This is a genomic window from Actinoplanes sp. NPDC048791, assembly GCF_040650095.1.
GTDB lineage: Bacteria > Actinomycetota > Actinomycetes > Mycobacteriales > Micromonosporaceae > Actinoplanes.
The window spans coordinates 1-2694 of record NZ_JBEZGQ010001084.1 but is presented as its reverse complement, the minus strand read 5'-3'; the positions used below and the strand labels follow the sequence as shown (position 1 = coordinate 2694).

The 2694-nt window shown below is 72.1% G+C and carries 3 protein-coding genes; all 3 read right to left on the bottom strand.

Annotated features, from left to right (window positions below):
• The coding region (locus tag AB0C29_RS42500; RefSeq protein WP_360833205.1) for a histidine kinase at positions 1-817 on the bottom strand (817 nt) is incomplete at its 3' end.
• A gap of 5 nt (positions 818-822) precedes the next feature.
• Positions 823-1563 (bottom strand): ABC transporter permease, encoded by a 741-nt coding sequence (locus AB0C29_RS42495; protein WP_360833203.1) that lies wholly within the window; start codon positions 1561-1563, stop codon positions 823-825.
• Positions 1563-2474: an ABC transporter ATP-binding protein gene (locus AB0C29_RS42490; protein ID WP_360833201.1), complete on the bottom strand. Its 912-nt coding sequence runs from the start codon at positions 2472-2474 to the stop codon at positions 1563-1565. The genes AB0C29_RS42495 and AB0C29_RS42490 overlap by 1 nt, the downstream gene beginning before the upstream one ends.
• Between the last annotated feature and the right edge of the window lie 220 nt (positions 2475-2694).

Below are 2694 nucleotides of genomic sequence, written 5' to 3'. Positions count from 1 at the left end.
GGCGGGCCTCGGTGAGGCTGTCGCGGGCCAGCTGCTTCGCAGTGTCCAGGTGCCGGCGCCGGTCGCTGTCCCGGCCGGCCGCCTGGTCGGCCGCCTCGAGCTGGGTGACGATGCCGGTCAGCCCCTGGGCCAGCACGTCGTGGATCTCCCCGGCCATCCGCTGGCGCTCGTCCAGGACGCCGGCCTCGCGGGCCTGCACCAGCAGTTGCTCGTGCAGTCCGGCGTTCTCGCTCAGCGCCCCGGCCAACTTGTCGTTGGCCTCGGTGAGCTGGCGCAGCATCTCGGCCCGGAGGGTCGCGTGGTCGGTGTTCGTGATGGACAGGTGGGTCATCGTCACCGCGATGCTGATGTTGAACGCCAGCAGGATGACGAAGGCGAGCCAGATGCCGGCCGTGCTGATGTTGCCGAAGCCGCCGACCTGCGAGACCGCCGTGCAGCAGGCGACCGCGGCCGCGCCGGCCAGGCGCCACCGGCCGCGCAGGCTGGAGACCGCGTACAGGTAGCCGGTCCAGGCGAAGAAGCCGTAGATCGGGTGGCACCACACCAGCAGCACGATCAGCACCAGCAGGCCGGCGAAGAACACGGCCCCGGGTCGCGTCCGGCCCTGCCACTGCGGATGCAGCGTGACCATCCAGAGCAGCCAGGCGACCGTGACCGCCACGACCGCGAACGTGGTCGGCAGCCCCTGCCGGGGCAGGCCGAGGTCGCCGGCCACGATCACCATCACGGTCGAGCCGAGCAGCGCCGCGTACGGCAGCAGCAGCAACCGCCGATCGGCCCGGCGCTGCCGCATCTCCAGCCGCTTCACCTCGGACATCGCTCTCACTCCCAGCGGAACAGTCTGGCCGCCGCCAGCCCGAACACCAGCATGTACGCCACCAGCACGGTAAGCGATCCCCAGGCCGGCCACTGCCCGCTCATCGCGTCCTGCACCGCCCGCTCGCCCGCACCCAGCGGCGTCAGGTCGGCGATCCGCCGCAGCACCTCGGGAAACACCTCGCGCGGCGTCCACAGCCCGGCGAAGAACATGAGCGGGAAGAACAGCAGCGTGCCGATGGTGTTGGCCGCCTTGCCCCCGGGTGCCACCGCGGCCACGAACAGCCCGATGGCGAACGCGGCACCGGCGGTGGCCAGGAAGGCGACCGCGAAACCGGCGCCCTGCCGCGGCAGCGCCACGTCGAAGACCAGCCGGCCGACCAGCAGCAGCAGGACCACCGAGCCGATCGCGGTCAGCAGGCTCATCACCAGCTGGGCGCCGAGCAGCGCGACGGGCCGGGCCGGGGTGGTGGCGAGCCGGCGCAGGATCCCCCGTTCCCGGTACGTGGCCAGCACCATCGGCGCCACCTGCAACGCCAGCGAGGCCAGGGTCAGGATGATCGCGATGGCCACGTACAGGTCGATCACGCGCAGGCCGCCGAGGTCCGCGCTGGGCTCCCGGAACGGCGGTACGCAACCGAGGATGACCACCAGCAGCGACGGGAAGACGAAGATCCAGAACAGCTGCATCGGTTCGCGCAGCAGCAACCGGAACTCGGACCGGGTCAGTTTGGCGAAGACGTGCATCAGGACTGCTCCCCCGTGCTGGCGCGCCCGGTCAGCCGGACGAACGCGTCGTCCAGGCTGGCCTGCTCGACGCGCAGGTCGTTGGCGATGATCCGGTGCGCGGCCAGGGCCGCCGTGACGGCGTGCAGCACGTTGCCCTCGCCGATCACCTCGAGCTGGGTGCCGTGCCGGCGGACCTCGCGGACCTCGGCCAGGCCGGTGAGCACGCTGTCGTCCAGCGGTACGGACGGCCGGAAGCGGATCCGCTGCTCGGCCGAGACCCGGGCGACCAGCCCGGCCGGGGTGTCCAGGGCCACCACCGCGCCCGCGTCGATCAGGGCGACCCGGTCGCAGAGCCGCTCGGCCTCCTCCATGAAGTGGGTGACCAGCAGCACCGTGACCCCGCGGTCGCGGACGGACTCGACCAGTTCCCAGGTGTCCCGCCGGGCCTGCGGGTCCAGGCCGGTGGTGAGTTCGTCCAGGATCGCGATGGCCGGGTTGCCGATCAGGGCCAGCGCGATGGACAGACGCTGCTTCTGCCCGCCGGAGAGCTTGCCGTAGCGGGTCGTCAGCTTGCCGCCGAGACCGAGCTCGTCGGCGAGGCGGCGCCAGTCGGCCGGCTCGGGGTAGAACGCGGCGTACAGCTCCAGGGCCTCCCCGGCGGTCATCTTCTCGGCGAGCCGGCTCTCCTGCAGCTGCACGCCGACCAGCCGGCGCAGCTCCGGGTCGCGGGGATCGCGGTCCAGCACGGTGATAGTGCCGGCGTCCGGCGTACGCAGCCCGGCGATCGATTCGACGGTGGTGGTCTTGCCGGCGCCGTTGGGGCCCAGGACGCCGAAGATCTCACCGCGCTCGACGGTGAACGACACGTCCCGGACCGCCACGGTGTCGCCGTAGCGTTTCTGCAGGTGGTCGACGGTGATGACTGTCATGAGCCCAGCGTCGCAGCGGACGCAGGGCGGCGAATCGACCAGCTCGCGAGTCCACCGGTCAACCGATCGGTGGACCCTGGGCTACACCGTCGCCTCGGCGCCCGTCTCGCTGGGCTTGCGGCCGGAGACCGCCGCGTACACCGAGCCGACCTGCGCGGCGACCCGCTTCCACGAGTACGCCTGGCGGGCCCGGTCCAGCGCCGCCGTCGCGTACGCGAAG

Bases quoted from the DNA above. Each gene is read 5' to 3' on its own strand.
- AB0C29_RS42495 (WP_360833203.1), bottom strand. From the start codon at position 1,563: ATGCACGTCTTCGCCAAACTGACCCGGTCCGAGTTCCGGTTGCTGCTG.
- AB0C29_RS42490 (WP_360833201.1), bottom strand. From the start codon at position 2,474: ATGACAGTCATCACCGTCGACCACCTGCAGAAACGCTACGGCGACACC.